The organism is Paenibacillus sp. LK1 (assembly GCF_002750415.1).
GTDB classification, from domain to species: Bacteria; Bacillota; Bacilli; order Paenibacillales; family Paenibacillaceae; genus Paenibacillus; species Paenibacillus taichungensis.
Window position 1 is genome coordinate 163,013 of sequence record NZ_PEII01000011.1, and the last position, 17,085, is coordinate 180,097.

The window sequence follows — 17,085 nt, forward strand, 5'->3', positions numbered from 1 at the left end:
TCAAAAACAGTATGAACATTTATGAAGTTTATCACCGTCCCCCATTCGCGGCAAAGCGAATAAGCGACCATATTCAGGCTACTTTCACCTTAATGCGTCATTAAGGAAGGTAGATACCCTCCTATCAATCAAATGTTTGAATATTCTCTTCCTTTCAGGTTGTTCGTACAAAAAAAGGCTCCCTGTATGCCTTTAGAGGCAGGGGCCTTTTTTGGTACAACGACAACATTTCAAAATATCACAGTACAACTCATTCCGCTTTTCAACCGTTTACATACAGACATGGATTTGAATACCTTTTATTCACGTTCAATCTGCCCCAGTTGTACAGACAGACTCTCCCATTCTTCGGCAGGAATTCCACTGGTCATTGTCTCATGTAGGGCACCAACGGCCTCCTCAAGTCTCTCTTCCAATTGACGGGATTGATGCTGCAAAGACTGACCAAGCTGGTTGTCATAGAACTGGACCAGCTTATTCTCCGCAGCAGGCAGAACATCGATCACCATCTGCTTAATAACGGGGTCAAGTGTCTCCTGCAGCCGCTGTCGTCCATCTCCTTCGAAAAACTGTTTCGGATTTCGGAAATAACTCAGATACGCTTTCCAACCCGAAGGTTCTTCCAAACGCACCTCTTCCAAAACAGGTGTACTCCAGCGTTCGTTCAGCGGCAACGACAGATCCATGCCTCCGGACAATCGTTTCAGTTCATCTACACATTCGGTCACTTGCTTGTGCAGCCAGGACTGACCTGCCTGTTCGAGTCTGAGTGTAGTGGCAAGCAGTTCCTGCTCCAGTTCGATGGCAATCATGCGCAACAGTTCTCGACCACAGGCAGCGAAGGCTGCTTTCAGATTCCCGCGATCCTCACGAAGAACGGATGGATGGAACGCTTCTGCCATGAACAGCCCAAAACGATAACCCAGGCGCTGCCGCACATGGAACAGCAGTTCAGCCGTTTCCTGGGCCAGTTCTGCCTTCATGGACCGTTCCGCGAGCAAATGTACCCTCTGAAGGGACTGTTCCTGGATTGAGCCCAGCTCATCCCGACGTCGCTGTAGAACCTCTTCCCCCTGGGTCGCATCCTCGGCACGTGTCTTCAGTCGTTTGATCACCCGTGCGATCTCTTCAGAAGCCCCACCAACCGCAAGGTCCGCAAGCTCACTTCCTGCAAACCGGTTAAATTCTTCCTCGAACCGAATGAAGCCGGATTGCTCCAGCAATGTCGCATCGTTGCCTGTCTTGCCTTCCATTGCCTGCATGCTGGATACAGGAAATAAGCGTGGTGCCCGAATGCCATTACTGCGCAGCTGAGTACTCACATGGTCAAGAACCTGCTCCAACTCCTCTTCAGAGGAAGACAAATCAGTCGCATTAACCACAAAGAACATCTGATCCATCGCTGAGCTGTCTTTCACGCGTCCCAATTGATTCAGGAACTGTCGGTCTCCCTGAGAGAAGGCATGATTGTAATACGTTACGAAAATGAGTGCATCCGCATTCTTCATATAATTGAAAGTGACACCCGTATGACGGGCATTCACGGAGTCAGCCCCTGGCGTATCGACAAGGACTATACCTTGTTCTGTTACATCACAACTGTAGTACAGGTCAATACTGTCGACAAAGCAAGACTTCTTCTCATTAGCGACAAAGTTACGATATCCGTTCAGATCCACCAGCACATCCTGGCCGAGTTGAGCTGCGGTATCCTCCCAGCCTGCTGCGGCTGCCTGCAAAAAGCTGTAATGCGGACGCCCTGCCGGATGCACATCCTGTGGTGAAAGGGCTTTGACCCGTTTTTGCCAGTCTGCCCCAGGCTCACCCAGTCCAAGCAAACGGAAGGAATACGCAAGATCCTCCTGGAAGGCGTCCGGGGTCTTCATCCGGACCCGGGCAGTTCCATGCTCCGCGCCACCGGACGGAGCCATGATCCGGTTAATTGCCGCTGTCGTTGGATGCGGCGAGACCGGTAACACAGCTTCGCCCAGCAACGCGTTGGCGAAGGAGGACTTGCCGGCGCTGAACGCTCCGAACAGCGCCAGCGTAAACGTGCCGCCCGCAAGCGAAGCCGCGCGTGCACGCAGATCCCGTACCGCCGACCCCATGGCGGGGTACGGCTCTACCAGCGCAGCGGCGGCTTCCAGCCGTGCCGCCGCTGCATCCAGGCGCCGGCGGCGCTGTGCGCCAGCCGCCGGCTGCCCAGGCACCGCCGTTTTGCGCGGCGGCGGTGCCCCTGGAGTCTGTGGCTGCGCAGCCACAGACTCTGCCGTGCCCGCGTAAGGGCCGGGTGCTTCACCCGGCTCGTGCGCGGGCACGGGCGGGCCCTGCACCTCCGGCAACAGCCCGGAGGTGAGGGGGCCCGCAGGAGGCAGCAGGCTGCGCAGCCCTGCTGCCTCGGCCTCGGCGGCGCGCTGTAGCGCCGTGTAGCGCGCCGCCGAGGCGGATTGCGCCAGGAGCGCGGTGCGGCTGGCGTCCAGCGCCTGGAGCGCTGCTTCGCCCTGCGCGCCCAGCGCTTCAAGCAAGCGGTCGGCCAGCATCATGGCCGCCCTGCGGTAACGGGCCTCAATCTCGCCCCGTATATCCTTGCTGAATTGAAGCACATACTCGGGAGATACCTCTGCACTGGCGCTTCGTTTCATCTCCAGCAGTGCTTCATCTACCGCAGGCAGCTCCGCGTTCAGCGCCTGCTCCCACTCAGCACCCCACAGCTGATGTGCTTCACCCAACTGTCTAAGCATGGTACGAATATGCACCTCAACTTGTCCTGATGCCTGATCTTGCAAGAGTCTCACAAGCTCAGCAGCCCGACGCTGCTTCTCCTGCTCGGTCTTACCACCAGAGAACAATAAGCCTACCCGGAAACCGGGTTTACGGCTCTCCAAATAAGCCGCCGCAGAGGTACGAATATCGGCCGGTGTCAGGTTCGCATTCGCCAGAAGGGGCTCCAGCTCTGCCCGAAACTTCTCCCGTTCACGTGATGGTTTGGAACGTAGTTCTGCTTCTTTTTGATCCAGGAGACCCAGTTCCCGTTCCAAGCGTTCAATACCTTCCTTGCCCCCAACTTCCTCCAAAAGCGCTGCCTCTTCCTCTTCGCGTTCCTCTGCCTGTCTTGTCAGATGCTGCTCGGTCACATGGCTCGCAGAGCTTGCAAGGCTATGCTTGATTAACCCTTCCTTCTCCTTCATCATATGTTCAATCAGTTGAGGAAGCTGCTTCCACTGGCTGTAACGATGCTCCTTGTCCCGAAGCGAAGTAAACAGCAGTCCATCATACCGAACTTCCCAGGCTGCAAAAATAGCTTCTACACCTTCAACATATTGGTCAAACGATAGCTCCCGGTCCCGATGTTTATCAATCTGGTTCACGATAAGAAACAACGGTTTGCCCCAATCGGATAGACTTTTGGCAAAAGAAAGGTTGCTTTCCGATTGCACATGGTTATAATCCATCACATAGAACACCACATCAGCAAGATGAAGTGCTGAATGTGTTGCTAGGCTGTGCCCCTGATCGGTCGAATCAACACCTGGCGTATCAAGTAATACCGCATCATTTTTCAGTAGGGGAATGTCATCCCATACTTCAATGGAGGTGTATGCCCCACCATTCTTGCAATACTCTTCCAATTGTTCTGGCGAAACCTCAAGAACTCCCGCTGAATTGTCAGCGCTTACGTTCGATGACGTATAAATAAGTGCTCTTGGCTCACCATTACGGATGGATACTACATTCGCACTTGTAGGTACAGGACTCGAAGGCAACACCCGCTTGCCACATAAACTATTAATCAGACTCGATTTACCTGCCGAGAAGTGTCCACAAAACGCAATCGTTAACTGTTTCATTTCCGCCTTACTGATCAAATCCGTTAAAGCCTGTACAGCTGTATGGTCCCCTGTCTGCTCCATCGCTTCTCGCAGTGGAAGCAGAGGTTTGGCCATCTCTACTGGGTAATCTGTTCTGGACATGACTGGCCTTCCCCCTGGCTCCTCTAATTTGACATCTGGTCCGATGTCTTTATCTTATAATTCATTTATTTTACCATTATCAAGTTTGAAATTGAACGCTTTGAATGCAAGATGACTGACATCGAAAATTACACATCGCAATTCTCCACATAAAAAAATAAAACCGATCCTGTCGGTTTTATCTGTGAAACGATTGTATTCCATAAGAAGCATGCTGCTTCCATGCCCAATTGGATCAACTTCAAAAGGATAACCCAGTGACATAGAAGCAGCATATCTTATTATTCCAAACCTCTTAAGAAACAGCATTCTCCATCGAAGGCAGCAAAATTTCAAATACTTGGCCATGCTGCAAAATCGTAATGTCACGACCTTTGTCTCTCATGACAACCACTTCTGGTTTCGTGGACATACGCTCGAGATAATGTTCAGGAACATCGCCAGAATGGCTTACAGTGATACCTTCTACTTCTTTTTCTTCGTTTTCAGCCATTTCCTGTTCAACGATTTGTTCAAAAATATCGGAGAAGGCCTCAAAATTGTCAGTGTACACGGAAATGCATTTCATGATTACTCATCCTCTTCTACTCATTAATTTATTTTTCGTTTTGGGGTTGTGACACGTTCCTTATCTTTCCTGATTTGGGACGTTTTCATACGCTTTTTACCTTCTCTGCATATGTCCAGTAATGGACAGACATGACATTGAGGGTTTTGTGCCTTGCAATGGTAGCGTCCAAAAAATATGAACCGATGATGAGTTAAAGTCCACTCATCCCGGGGTACGCGCTTCATCAGTTTTTTCTCGACTTCAAGTACGGAGTCATCCCAACCTGCCAGTGCCAGCCTTTTGGATACACGTTCAACATGCGTATCCACCGCAATTGCCGGGACTCCAAATGCATTGGATACAACGACATTTGCAGTTTTCCGCCCGACACCAGGTAGCGTCACAAGCTGATCATGTTCCTGCGGTACATCACCGCCATACTGCTCTATTAAAATTCGGCACATGTTCTGAATATGCTTGGCCTTGTTTCGGTACAAACCGATACGCCGGATATCCTGTTCCAGTTCTTCGAGAGGAACAGACAGATAATCGGCAGGACTGGTGTACTTTTTGAACAAGTCTGCGGTTACCTTGTTTACCGTTTCGTCGGTGCACTGGGCAGACAATAGGACGGCTACAGTCAATTCAAACGCATTGCTGTGATTTAATTCGCAATGTGCATCAGGAAACATCGCTTCCATTGTTTCGAGTATATGTCTTACAGTGGCTGCATTCATGAAGAGCTACCTCCCACAAAATGACTCCACACGGTGGAGCCTTACTTCGAAGCTTTTTTCGAGTACTTTGCGGGGACCCCAAAAATCTTGCAAAAAAAACGTCTTGATACGGGAAAGATCCCGCATCAAGACGGTCATTCTTTTGATCCTCGAAAAGAAACGATTACTGTTTTTGAATCTCCAGTACAACGTTGTTCAGGAGATACAATACAATATTATCATTATCTTTGAGAGATTGCACGCTTAAAGTGTTGTCACCCTGGTGAACAAATGCGCCTGTACCCAGTGCAAAACGATAATTTGTGTCAGATGTGGACTCGCGTTTAACCAAAATTTGGTTGCCTACTCCATCATAAGACCAGAACTGTTTGCTCATGACTGTCAACACTCTAAAACGGGTAGAATTATCCGTATCTTTCGTCATTTCAACACGATCACCTACAGTAAGACTGCCAAGTGTGGTTAACGTAGATCCCGATTTAACCACTTTTACAGAACCACTAACAGGAACCGTCTCACTTTGACCATTGAACAGTTTCAGTGTAACTGACGAAGCGTCAACAGATGTAACCTCCGCTAGCGTACGTTTAACGACTTGAACCGCTTTAGGCGTAGTTCCCTCAAATGTAACGTTAATCAGGTTGCCGGCTGTCAATTGAGAGACCGTAATAGTCTGACCACTTTCTCCTGTCAGAACCGCTTGATCGACATAGAACTGACTTGTCAGCGAATCCGATTTCACACGAACACGACCATTCGTCTCTACAGAAACTACTTCAAATTGAGCCACGGTGTTCAAAGCCACTTTCTGTACATAGTCCTGATTCGAACCCAGCGTAACTGTGACACTATCACCGATCTTCAGGTCACTCAGACTTGCTCCAGATTTGTTGTAAATCTCTATTGTTGGAACCGTAGAGTACGGCACCGTGATCGTCTGGTTTCCAGACAACAAACTGATTTTTCTACCCGCAGTATCAATACTGCTGATTGTGCCTTCGTATTTATAGATCACTTTAACGGATAACGCACGAGTTCCCACATACGTCAGATCCAATTTGCGACCATCATTCAACAAAGACTCCAATCCAGCAAGTGTAGGCTTCGATGTGTTGTAGTCCAGCTTCGTTTTGTCATCCAGCGTGAACACAAACGGTTTTTTATTGCCGTCCAGAACCGTCAAAACTTTTGTTTTACTGTTGTAGGATACAACGGAAACTCCGTTCATTGGCTCCATCTGACGTCCGATCACTTGAATGCGCGTTACACGGTCTTCAGAGTTTAGCGTAAGTTCAACCTGATCTCCATTAGTTGCGTCTGTAATCAGATCATTCAGCGTAGCATCCTGGATTCCGTTAATAACTACTTCCGGTTTTTCTGCAAGCAGCTTCGCTTCCAGCGATCCACCTTCACGTTTAAACGTCAGTGTCGATTGGTTTCCACCGATCTCCACCAGTGTACCGCGTAAAGACTGCTCTACACCTTGCGACAATTCAATTGTTTGCAGGATGCTGTCTTTCACCGTATACTTCACTGCACTTCCCGCTTTGAGCTCAGCCAAGGAAAGGATTCGGTCTTGATATCGAATGATCAGATTATCGTTATACGTGTATTGCTCTGTAGTTCCCGCTGCATTGGTAAGCTTAATCGTTTTGGCAGAAGTCGTGACTTCAGCAACGACACCACTATCACTTTTGTTGACAATTCCGGACTTCACACGAACAACAACTGTCTTTTTGTCAGCCGAGAACGTCTCACGTTGTACTTCAATGGTGCTGTCTGCTGTAATATCAGACAGTTTGATTGCATTCCCGTTTTGATCGATAAATGCTGTTGCCTCATCATAGCCGTATGTTTCATAATTCTCGCCTACAAACAAGCCAATTTTATTACCTGACAATGAACGAGCAAATGTACCTTCAATGCTTTCTACCTGCGGTGTAGCATCAACCACTTCTACATATGAGGCTGTACCCGTAGTACCTACAATCTGAACTTTTGTATACAGCTTCACATCCGTAGACGATGCACGGGATTCACTGTCTTTTGTAAAGTAAGGCGTACTGCTGTTCACTGCGAAGTTAACAGCTTTTCCGTCCACAACCAGTGTGATCTGCCCATCTTTTAATCCAGTTACATAACCCGTGAATGTGTTCGCATACTTCGTATCCGTTAAAGTTTCGCCGCGGCTAAAGAATGTAGCGAGTTGGGCACGAGTTACAGAACCGGTTGGATTAAATTTGTTGCCATCTACACCTTTGGCCAGATCCAAACTTACAGCCAGATTGATATACCCTTTGCCACTTTCGGAAATGCTATCATTATCAGCGAATCCGGTAGATTGATTGTTTTGGGCCTTCGCTTCAGCATCTTTGTTCAACGAACGGATCAGCAATTTTGTAATCCATTCACGTGATGCCTGCTTCTGCCCCCAGGATGTTTTGGACACATCCACTGTAGATTCTTCAGTTTTATCAATCAGTCCCAGTTGAAGCGCCAAAGCGACATATGGCTTGAAATAGTTTCCCACTTCCATATTTGTCGGTAATGCCGTAGCCGTGCTGTCGTTCAACTGGTCCTCCTTGTTCATAAAACGGATCGCCATCGTCACAGCTTCCTGCTGCGTTACCGCGTCTCCCGGACGGAACAGGCCGTTGTTACCGAGAAGAATGCCTTGATAGGCCAGTTTGTACACATGTTTCTCGGCCCAATATCCGACCTTGATATCACTGAACAAACCGGTTGGTGCAGCTGTATTGCTTACAGTTGCAGTCTGACCTTGCCCCGTATCTGTTGATTCTGCTGCCATGGCAGCTCCGCCGGCGCTAAGGGCCATCATGCCTGCAAGCACGGCTGAAACTACTTTTTTAGAGTGTGATGGATTGTTATATTTAAAAGTCACCTGTGATTCCCCTCTCTCATGTAAAACGGCCGATATTCCGCAGATTCACGGTAAAACAACATGCTGTACAACCTATTCGGATCGTGTCATTGGATGCTCAAGATCCACATGGCCCATCAAACTCTCGGATTGCTGGCCATCTACCAGCAAATCAAGTGATTTAACTTCATCAAATTGGAAAAACGTTTGCTTCAAAGCATCAATGGCAAACACTTCGCCACCTGCACCAAGACGTGCTGTATCCGGCATGTGAATATCCAGGGTAAGCGCACCGTCTTTGAACTGAACAGATTTCAATTCAATTTCTTTAGCCCAAAGCGGGACAAACTTGTCGTCCTTGCTTTGTTGCAGCGCTGCAAACGCAGCCTTGTACTTGGCTTCATCAGAAGCATAAGAAATATCTGCGGATGCTTTGTGCAATTCCAACTCTTCCAGATCTGTGTAATACACTTCAATGGTCTTCTTCTCATTACTTTCGGAACTTCCAGGTTTCTCTGAAGTAGTTCCACCCGATGGAGTCGTTGTACCCTCCGTAGTGCCTTCAGTGTTATCCGGTGTCGTTGTCGTTGTATCCTCCGGATCCACAGTTACAGGTTCAGTAATATCCGTCTCATTCTGATCCTCAGGCGCATTATTCTCTGTTCCCGCACCTTGAGTCTGATTTGGAGCTGGAGCAGCTGTTGGCTTGCTTCCACATCCAGCAGCAACTGTCATAACCGTTACCAGCAGCGCTGCAATCCATAATTTTTTGTTCATTCTAACTCCGCCTCCTGATCATAAGGGTTGAACCCTTATTTAATTCCCAGATACTCCTTGATCCCTGCAACAATCCCTTTGGCTACACTGTTCTGGAAACTTTCAGTGAACAATGCGGCTTCATCGCTCTTGTTGCTCAGGAAACCGGCTTCCAGCAAAACAGCCGGCATCGTTGTTTCACGGGTTACGTGGAGACTTGCCGTTTTTACTCCGCGATCCTTCAGGCCAGATGATTGCAAGAGATACTTGTGCATCACCGTAGCCAATGCTTTGCTGTTCGAACGAGTGTAATACGTCTCCACACCGTTTGCCGCTGCAGACCCGCTGTTCGCATGAATGGAAATAAAGATATCCGCCTTCAATTTTTCTGCGATCTTTACTCGTTCACTCAAAGCCAAAAATGTATCATCGCTGCGCGTCAGCACAACGTCAATGTTAGATTCTTTTTTCAGCAATGCTTCCACTTTCAGAGCCATTGCCAGATTGAAGTCTTTTTCCTTCTTGCCGGTTACACCGATGGCTCCCGGGTCCTGATTACCATGTCCAGCGTCTACAACAACAACTTTTTTGCCGTTGTTTCCAACAGGAGGTTGCGGTGTTGTAGTGCCTTCTTTGTTCAGATCAATCATAACCAGACCGGAGTCACTTTGCACGTCATAACCTTTGGCATTGCTCAGATCAATGACAAAACGAAGAGTAGAAGGACTATTGCTGTACAAGGAATAACGAATCTTCGACACATCCGGATATCCACTCACTACAAGCTGTCCATTCTGGTTGCTGTCCAAAGCTTGTCCTTCACTAAAAGAGTCAGCGAATGCGGTATTTGGCAAGTCTATAACGATTCGATCCGGTCCTGTCATCGTGAAGACGTTCGGCTTCGTATTTCCGCTTGTTGCAATCAAAAAGCGGTTGTCACTGAAGCTGATGCCGTTCACCAGTACAAGACCTTCCTGATCCGATCCTCCACCATCATTACCAGAGTTCGGAGGAGTGGTTGTCCCGTTTCCGGAACCTGAATTCTGGGTAACTAATGTTACCGTCTTCGTTGTATTGTTCCAACCCACCTTAAGACCCATTTGCTCACCAATGAACCTTAAAGGCACAAGTGTGGTTCCATTTTTCACGAGTGGCGGGGCATCCAGGTTCACGTTACTGCCGTTCACCGTTGCCGTCTTCTGTCCAACAATCATCTGCATGGCAGTGTTGTCTTTGCTAATAGTCACGGTGCTTGTTGCCTGTTTCCAGTCCACACCATATCCCAGGCTCTCCGAAATAACCCGAATCGGAACCATCACACTGCTATTGATGATTTCCGCTTTGGCATCCGAAGGCTGCACAATTTCTTTCCCATCTAGGATAATGTGCGTATCTGCTGCTGCATGACTATAGCCCGGGAAAACGAGCCCAAAGACAAATAACAGTACCAAAAAACCGAACTTCTTCATCCTTCACCCCTACCATTCTCATATTTTTTTGCCGCATGTTGTGAACCTTCAGCTCCGACTGACCACTGAGGCATTACCAGACACCTATTAGACGCCTCGTACTCTCAAAAGTTGCGAATATATTCCAACATAACAGAAAAAAAACGTTGTCAAATCAAGCTTTTTCTACATTTTATTGTCTGAATTTTTCCTTAATTATCAATTATGCATCTCGAAACAACGGACTACCCTGACCTTCATATTTGCGCACAACCCACATTAATGACCCAAATATTCTACAATTCCGTCTACGATGGCCTGTGCACATTTGTTCTGATAATCTTCAGTCAGCATCATTGCTTCATCAGCTGGATTACTTAGAAATCCAAGTTCAATCAGAACTGCGGGCATCGTTGTTTCACGGGTTACATGCAGACTTGCCGTTTTGACTCCCCGATCCTTAAATCCTGTAATCTGCAACACATGCTTGTGTAAAATGTCGGCCAAATCCTTGCTATCTTTACGACTGTACAACGTTTCAATTCCATTAGGAACAGGAGTTGTAAACTTGTTTCCATGGATCGACACAAAAATATCCGCCTGATTCAGTTGGGCGATATCTACACGCTGCTGCAAGGATAATTCCGTATCATCCTGCCTTGTAATCACCGTCTGAATCTCCGTATGTTGTTGCAGAAGTGCCTGAACTTTGAGTCCCACAGCCAAATTAAAGTCCTTCTCATAGGCGCCTGTCACACTGACTGCCCCCGACTGTCGTCCACCATGTCCTGGATCAATAATGACAACCTTTTTGCCATCATTGGTTGGAACAGCAGGCTGACTTATTGGTTCTCCATTACTCGCCGCAAGGTCAACAAGCAACACGTTGTTCTCGCCCAGTGACCATTTGGCAGTCGCCACCTGACTCAGATCAAGGACCACACGCACCGTTGAAGGCGTTTGGCTGAACATTGCATATCGCACCTTGGATACCAGCGATGAATCCGTAACCAGAAGAGTTCCGCTGCCATCCGGATTGGAAGCCTGTCCCTGGGTGAACTCCTTAGCAAATGTGGTGCCGGGCAGATCTACGATGATACGATCAGGTCCACTGAGACTGGAAACCTTTGGTGTGATTTTCCCGTTCGTCGCCAAGATCAAACGATCCCCGCCGAAGCTGATACTTTGAAGCTCTGACAGACCTTCTGGTACAGGAGCTTCCACCGGGTCATTTTCACCTTCCATACTTGCTACAGGAGGAATACTTAATAGGCTTACTGTCTTGGTTCCATTGTCCCATCCCACCTGAAGACCCATGCCTTCACCGACAAAACGTAACGGAACCAGTGTAGTCCCCTGTTTAATTAGAGGCGGAGAATCGAGATTCACCCGATTTCCATTCACGGTGGCCGCATCTTCGCCTGCCGTCATCTGGATACTGCTGTTACCTTTGAGAATACGAACAGTCTGAGTGGCTTTCTCCCATTTCACCTGATAACCGAGGTTTTCAGAGACGATCCGAATGGGCACCATCACGGTTTTGCCAGTATTCTCGGCTGGAGCTCCCGACTGCTGGTTAATGGTCACACCGTCCAGCACAATCGAGGGAGACGAATCGGCATTTGCCATGACAGGAAATAAACACAGGAACAGAAAAACAAAGACTGCTGCCGACCATTTCTTCATACATCAACCACCATTCTGTTTGTCTTTTGAACCTTCGACCTGATTCGCTGTGATGCAACACTCGACTCTATCTACCCTTCCATAATCTACTAATCAGTTTATCAGATATTGTCACGTCATCCGGTTACAACGTTGTCATATTTAGTCGGAATATCCTATAACTCGAAAACATAATTGCATCCTTGCCAAATGCAAAAAAACCTCCAATTCGATCCAAGGAACGGTGAAGTTCCCTGCACAATTGGAGGTTTGAAATACAAATTACAGATGAAAGATTAGACTGAGGCCGTTTGTCCAAACAGCTTTGCCGCGTGACGCTGTTCATATGCAGCGATTTCATCATCATGTTGAAGAGTCAGACCGATATCGTCCAGTCCTTGCAACAAGAATTGACGACGATGCTCATCCAGATCAAAATCAATATGCAGTCCGTATGCATCTGTAATCGTTTTGTTTTCCAGATTTACATTCATCTCATAGCCTTCATGTGTCGCTGTACGCTGGAACAGATCCTCAACCTGCTCTTCCGACAGTTTGATCGGCAAGATCCCGTTCTTGAAACAGTTATTATAGAAGATATCCGCATAGGATGGTGCAATTACACAACGGAATCCGTAGTCCATAATTGCCCATGGTGCGTGCTCACGAGAAGATCCGCAACCAAAGTTTGCGCGTGAGATCAGAATGGATGCCCCTTCGTAGCGTGGTTTATTCATTTCAAAAGAAGGATTATTGTTACCCTCTTCGTCAAAACGCCATTCGTAGAACAAAAATTGTCCAAATCCGGTCCGTTCGATCCGTTTTAAAAATTGTTTCGGAATGATTGCATCTGTATCTACATTGACCCGGTCTACCGGTGCAACGATGCCTTGCAGTGTTTTGAATTCTTCCATATCATTCGTTCTCCCTTCAATCCGTTCGTTGTTAGATAGCTGCTTCCGTTTTGAAATTCCAGTCACGTACGTCTACGAAGTGTCCCTTAACCGCTGCTGCTGCAGCCATTGCAGGAGATACGAGGTGAGTACGTCCTCCGCGTCCCTGACGTCCTTCAAAGTTACGGTTGGAAGTCGATGCACAACGTTGTCCTGGTTTCAATACATCCGGGTTCATTGCCAGACACATACTGCATCCGGCATCACGCCATTCAAATCCAGCCTCTGTGAAGACTTTATCCAGACCTTCTTTTTCCGCCTGAATTTTAACACGTCCCGAGCCTGGTACAACGATCGCTGTAACATTACTGGATACGGTGTGACCCTTGGCTACCTGTGCAGCAGCACGCAAATCTTCAATCCGTCCATTCGTGCATGAACCGATAAATACATAATCAACTGGAATTTCGGAGATTGGTGTTCCAGGTTCTAAGCCCATATATTCAAGCGCTTTTTCAGCGGCTTTACGTTCGTTTTCAGTTGGCAGTTCAGCCGGAACAGGAACTTTCGAAGAAATGTCGGTTCCCATACCTGGGCTAGTACCCCAAGTCACTTGCGGAATCAATGATTCTACATCGATTTCAACCACATGGTCGAATTCAGCACCTTCGTCGGTTACAAGCTCTTTCCAGGCAGCAACCGCTTCATCGAATTGGCCATCGGCAGGTACGTATTCACGTCCACGCAGATATTCAAATGTTGTTTCATCTGGAGCAATCATACCCGCTCTTGCTCCACCTTCAATGGACATGTTGCAGACGGTCATGCGCTCTTCCATGCTCAGTTCACGGATCGATTCACCCGTATATTCAATAACATATCCAGTAGCGAAGTCTGTACCGTATTTGGCGATGACTGCGAGAATCATATCCTTCGCGGTTACACCCGGGTTACGTTTACCGACAAAACGAACTTCCATCGTTTTGGCTTTGGCTTGCTGCAAACATTGGGTTGCCATAACATGCTCTACTTCACTCGTACCAATCCCGAATGCAAGTGCGCCAAATGCGCCGTGTGTGGACGTGTGGCTGTCACCACATACAATCGTTTTACCTGGATGAGTCAGGCCGAGTTCAGGACCCATAACGTGTACGACACCTTGATCAATCGTATCCAGGTCATACAGTTTTACGCCGAAGTCACGGCAGTTTTGTGAAAGTGTGTCAATTTGTTGTTTGGAGATTGGATCTGTAATGTTGAAACGATCCTTCGTTGGAACGTTGTGATCCATTGTTGCAAATGTCAGCTCAGGGCGACGAACTTTACGGCCGCTCAGACGTAGACCTTCAAAAGCCTGTGGGGATGTTACTTCATGTACCAAATGCAGATCGATATACAAAATGCTTGGTTTGCCTTCTTCCTGATGAATCACGTGATTTTCCCAAATTTTCTCAAACATCGTTTTTTTACTCATCATTTTCACCTCATCATAAGTTCGGTCCTTGGAAGAGCCTCAGTAGTTCCTTTAAAAGTGAAGCTCTTGAATGACATAAATATATCACCCTGTCCTTCATTGTTCCAAGATATAATATCTATAGATGTAATAGGTTTAACCTATAATGAGGGGAAAGCAAATAAACCACTTCTATATGCAGAGGCTTCAATTGATAACAATTATCATTATCATATAAGTCTTATACTACGTTCCAGCTTCTTCGCTGTCAATGCTTTTTATGTTAAACAGAAAAACAGCCCTGATATCAGGGCTGCGATGACTAATTCTCACCAGCTCCAGACGTTCCCTTCCACACACAGTACAAACGACATATGAATAACCGAATGAAATAAATGTGACAACGAATCAGCTGATTGAGGTCTTTAAAAAAAGTACGATCGCTACCTCCCGTATTCTCCACATCTATCCATTCATTGCATTCCTGCCTCTGCTGGAAGTGAATTACTTCTTATCCCCACTGCTTTAATAACGAAATTATAGGCTTTGGCAGAATCTATGCCGTTTAAAGTATAGCTGTAACTTGTTTGACCGCTGACCGCCGGCACATACACGCTCCAATTCGTGCTAACTTTATCATTCTTCTCGTAAATCCGGTAACCTCGCACCGGCTCAGAGCTAGAAGCTGGCGCTTTCCACGAAAGAACTGCACGGTTCGCTGACTGTCTTACTGCGCTTGGATTTTCGACTATTCCGGGTTTGACGTCAGTCCGTTTAATACTGTAAGCATCATAGACGGCAAGAGGTTTATCTTTAACTGCTGTGTAGGATGTAACTTTCAGCACGTCTCTTGTAATGGAGACATCCATGAACATTTTCTTGTTGGGCTGATCGTTTTTTGCTGCAAAAAACGTGTCTGCATCTGGATTAAGAGCATAGAATTTCGAAGCGGCCGAGTTGCCCATTAGATATACGGTCCCTTTGGGATTCAGCACATTTCCTTGCTCATCGGTAATGACATTCTTAATAGGAACGTTATTCAGCATTTGAAAAGACCTCATATACATATGGTCATGTCCCTCAAACACCATATCCACACCCAGCTCATCAAATACAGGAATCAGATATTTTCGGTAAAATTCTACCCGCTCGCTTTCTGCGGAAGCATTATCCCCAGAAGAATAAGCTCCTTTATGCATAGAGACGAATTTCCACTTCTTGTCGGTCTTTGCCATCTGATTCCGCATCCAGTCCAATTGCTTCGTGAACTGAATATCGGCTTTGTACGGCTTGACCTCCCCTTCGTACTGGGAATTGATTTGCATAAACAGGGCATCGCTGTATTCGAAAGCATACTAGCGTACCCTGCCGACATGTATAACGATAGAATACTAACATTCCGGTTAGTGAGATTACCTCATATACTCATTCGCCATTATGGATACCTTTTGAAAAATACCCATAATCGAGTAGGTGGGGGCGTCAAGCCCCTACCTCTCACAATTCTTGGGTTTATTTATGTAAAGCCCACTAGACTTATCTAATGGGCTTTCTCTGTGGAATCGCAAATAATAGTGATTTATAGAATTTGACCGCCCACCATCGTCCAGAGAACCTGAAATTCATCATCCAATAGGACCAGGTCGGCATCGAAACCAGAGGAAATTTCCCCCTTTTGTTGAAAACCAAGAATATTGGCCGGCGTAGTTGAAGCCATCTGTACGGCATCTATCAAGGGAATACCGGTTTCGACAGTATAACGTAAGGCTTCATTCATGGTAACTGTACTGGAGGCCAGTGTATCATCCTCCAGTCTTGCAATGCCACCCGATACCGTGACATGATGGCCTCCAAATAGATAATTCCCATCGCCCATACCCATTGCTTGTAAAGCATCTGTGATCAAGACCATCCCTTCAGGTCCTTTCAGGTTATGCATCAGTCGAATAATAGCAGGATGCAGATGGACATTATCCACAATAGCTTGAAGACTTACATGTTTCTCTTCAAAAGCAGCCACAATCAGACCCGGATCTCGATGATGGATCGGCCGCATGCCATTAAAACAATGCGTAACATGACTCGCACCTGATGTAAAGGCTTGTTTGGCTTCCTCATATGTGGCATCCGAATGAGCGATCGCTATAACTACTCCCTTTTCTTTCAAAAAGGAAATCAAGTCCATTCCTCCCGGCAGCTCGGGAGCAATAGTAACCATCTTAATGAGTGACCCTGCTTCCTGGAAAATGATCTTCATTTCTTCTATGTTGGGATGCCGCAAATACTTTTCATTCTGCATTCCTTTTCGCTTCGGGTTCAGATACGGTCCCTCTAAGTGAATCCCTGCGATCTTTGCTCCCACTTCTTGTCCTATTACACGCTTGACACTACGAATCATTTTTAGAAGATCCTCCATCGTAGAACTAACAGATGTAGCCAGAAATGAGGTACACCCCGTTAAAGCACATTGGCGTGAAACTTCTTGAATACTCTCTTCAGTACCGTCCATCATATCAAAGCCATTGGCACCGTGGATATGGACATCTATCATCCCTGGGACTAGCAAATGTCCTCTCCCATCAATCCGTTCATACTCTCCTTCTAGCGTAGGAAGATCAGCTGTGTCTACCCTCATGATTTTCCCTTCAGAAATCCACACATTGGCTGATGGAACGATACGATTGCGGAGTGCCATTTGTACATTATGCAAAATATAATCCATAAAAATCCT

General features: G+C 47.0%; 11 protein-coding genes. All 11 read right to left on the minus strand.

Translation table 11 applies throughout. The features are described from left to right. Positions 1-299: 299 nt before the first annotated feature. The 11 genes from CS562_RS23305 to nagA all read right to left on the minus strand — a co-directional run bounded on the left by CS562_RS23305 (position 300) and on the right by nagA (position 17,076). Positions 300-3,971, minus strand: a complete 3,672-nt coding sequence (locus tag CS562_RS23305) for a dynamin family protein (RefSeq protein ID WP_099858372.1) — start codon at positions 3,969-3,971, stop codon at positions 300-302. A gap of 295 nt (positions 3,972-4,266) precedes the next feature. Beyond that, the gene (locus tag CS562_RS23315; RefSeq protein WP_024630585.1) at positions 4,267-4,539 is read right to left on the minus strand and encodes a hypothetical protein; all 273 of its coding nucleotides are present in this window, start codon (positions 4,537-4,539) and stop codon (positions 4,267-4,269) included. Between the two features lie 23 nt (positions 4,540-4,562). Beyond that, complete coding sequence (nth, locus tag CS562_RS23320; RefSeq protein ID WP_076288987.1) at positions 4,563-5,258, minus strand: endonuclease III; 696 nt, start codon at positions 5,256-5,258, stop codon at positions 4,563-4,565. Between the two features lie 163 nt (positions 5,259-5,421). Continuing rightward, the gene (locus tag CS562_RS23325; RefSeq protein ID WP_099858374.1) at positions 5,422-8,160 is read right to left on the minus strand and encodes an S-layer homology domain-containing protein; all 2,739 of its coding nucleotides are present in this window, start codon (positions 8,158-8,160) and stop codon (positions 5,422-5,424) included. Between the two features lie 72 nt (positions 8,161-8,232). Beyond that, entirely contained in the window at positions 8,233-8,916 is a 684-nt protein-coding gene (locus tag CS562_RS23330; RefSeq protein ID WP_099858375.1) for a GerMN domain-containing protein, read from the minus strand. A gap of 35 nt (positions 8,917-8,951) precedes the next feature. Continuing rightward, on the minus strand, positions 8,952-10,364 hold the full coding sequence (locus tag CS562_RS23335; RefSeq protein ID WP_076288984.1) for an N-acetylmuramoyl-L-alanine amidase family protein: 1,413 nt from the start codon (positions 10,362-10,364) through the stop codon (positions 8,952-8,954). Between the two features lie 258 nt (positions 10,365-10,622). Next, the gene (locus CS562_RS23340) at positions 10,623-12,029 is read right to left on the minus strand and encodes an N-acetylmuramoyl-L-alanine amidase family protein (RefSeq protein WP_099858376.1); all 1,407 of its coding nucleotides are present in this window, start codon (positions 12,027-12,029) and stop codon (positions 10,623-10,625) included. A 275-nt stretch (positions 12,030-12,304) separates the two neighbouring features. Further along, the gene (leuD, locus tag CS562_RS23345) at positions 12,305-12,922 is read right to left on the minus strand and encodes a 3-isopropylmalate dehydratase small subunit (protein WP_076288982.1); all 618 of its coding nucleotides are present in this window, start codon (positions 12,920-12,922) and stop codon (positions 12,305-12,307) included. Between the two features lie 31 nt (positions 12,923-12,953). Beyond that, positions 12,954-14,375, minus strand: a complete 1,422-nt coding sequence (gene leuC, locus CS562_RS23350; RefSeq protein WP_076288981.1) for a 3-isopropylmalate dehydratase large subunit — start codon at positions 14,373-14,375, stop codon at positions 12,954-12,956. A 452-nt stretch (positions 14,376-14,827) separates the two neighbouring features. After that, positions 14,828-15,679, minus strand: coding sequence for a fibronectin type III domain-containing protein (locus CS562_RS23355; RefSeq protein ID WP_257219587.1), 852 nt, complete (start codon positions 15,677-15,679; stop codon positions 14,828-14,830). A gap of 254 nt (positions 15,680-15,933) precedes the next feature. Next, positions 15,934-17,076: an N-acetylglucosamine-6-phosphate deacetylase gene (gene nagA, locus CS562_RS23360; protein ID WP_099858377.1), complete on the minus strand. Its 1,143-nt coding sequence runs from the start codon at positions 17,074-17,076 to the stop codon at positions 15,934-15,936. Positions 17,077-17,085 lie beyond the last annotated feature (9 nt).

What these genes read in the sequence shown, in the direction of transcription:
- leuC (WP_076288981.1), bottom strand. Translation starts at nt 14,375, where the DNA reads ATGAGTAAAAAAACGATGTTTGAGAAAATTTGGGAAAATCACGTGATT.
- CS562_RS23315 (WP_024630585.1), bottom strand. Translation starts at nt 4,539, where the DNA reads ATGAAATGCATTTCCGTGTACACTGACAATTTTGAGGCCTTCTCCGAT.
- CS562_RS23335 (WP_076288984.1), bottom strand. Translation starts at nt 10,364, where the DNA reads ATGAAGAAGTTCGGTTTTTTGGTACTGTTATTTGTCTTTGGGCTCGTT.
- nth (WP_076288987.1), bottom strand. Translation starts at nt 5,258, where the DNA reads ATGAATGCAGCCACTGTAAGACATATACTCGAAACAATGGAAGCGATG.
- CS562_RS23305 (WP_099858372.1), bottom strand. Translation starts at nt 3,971, where the DNA reads ATGTCCAGAACAGATTACCCAGTAGAGATGGCCAAACCTCTGCTTCCA.
- CS562_RS23330 (WP_099858375.1), bottom strand. Translation starts at nt 8,916, where the DNA reads ATGAACAAAAAATTATGGATTGCAGCGCTGCTGGTAACGGTTATGACA.
- CS562_RS23340 (WP_099858376.1), bottom strand. Translation starts at nt 12,029, where the DNA reads ATGAAGAAATGGTCGGCAGCAGTCTTTGTTTTTCTGTTCCTGTGTTTA.
- CS562_RS23355 (WP_257219587.1), bottom strand. Translation starts at nt 15,679, where the DNA reads ATGCAAATCAATTCCCAGTACGAAGGGGAGGTCAAGCCGTACAAAGCC.
- leuD (WP_076288982.1), bottom strand. Translation starts at nt 12,922, where the DNA reads ATGGAAGAATTCAAAACACTGCAAGGCATCGTTGCACCGGTAGACCGG.
- nagA (WP_099858377.1), bottom strand. Translation starts at nt 17,076, where the DNA reads ATGGATTATATTTTGCATAATGTACAAATGGCACTCCGCAATCGTATC.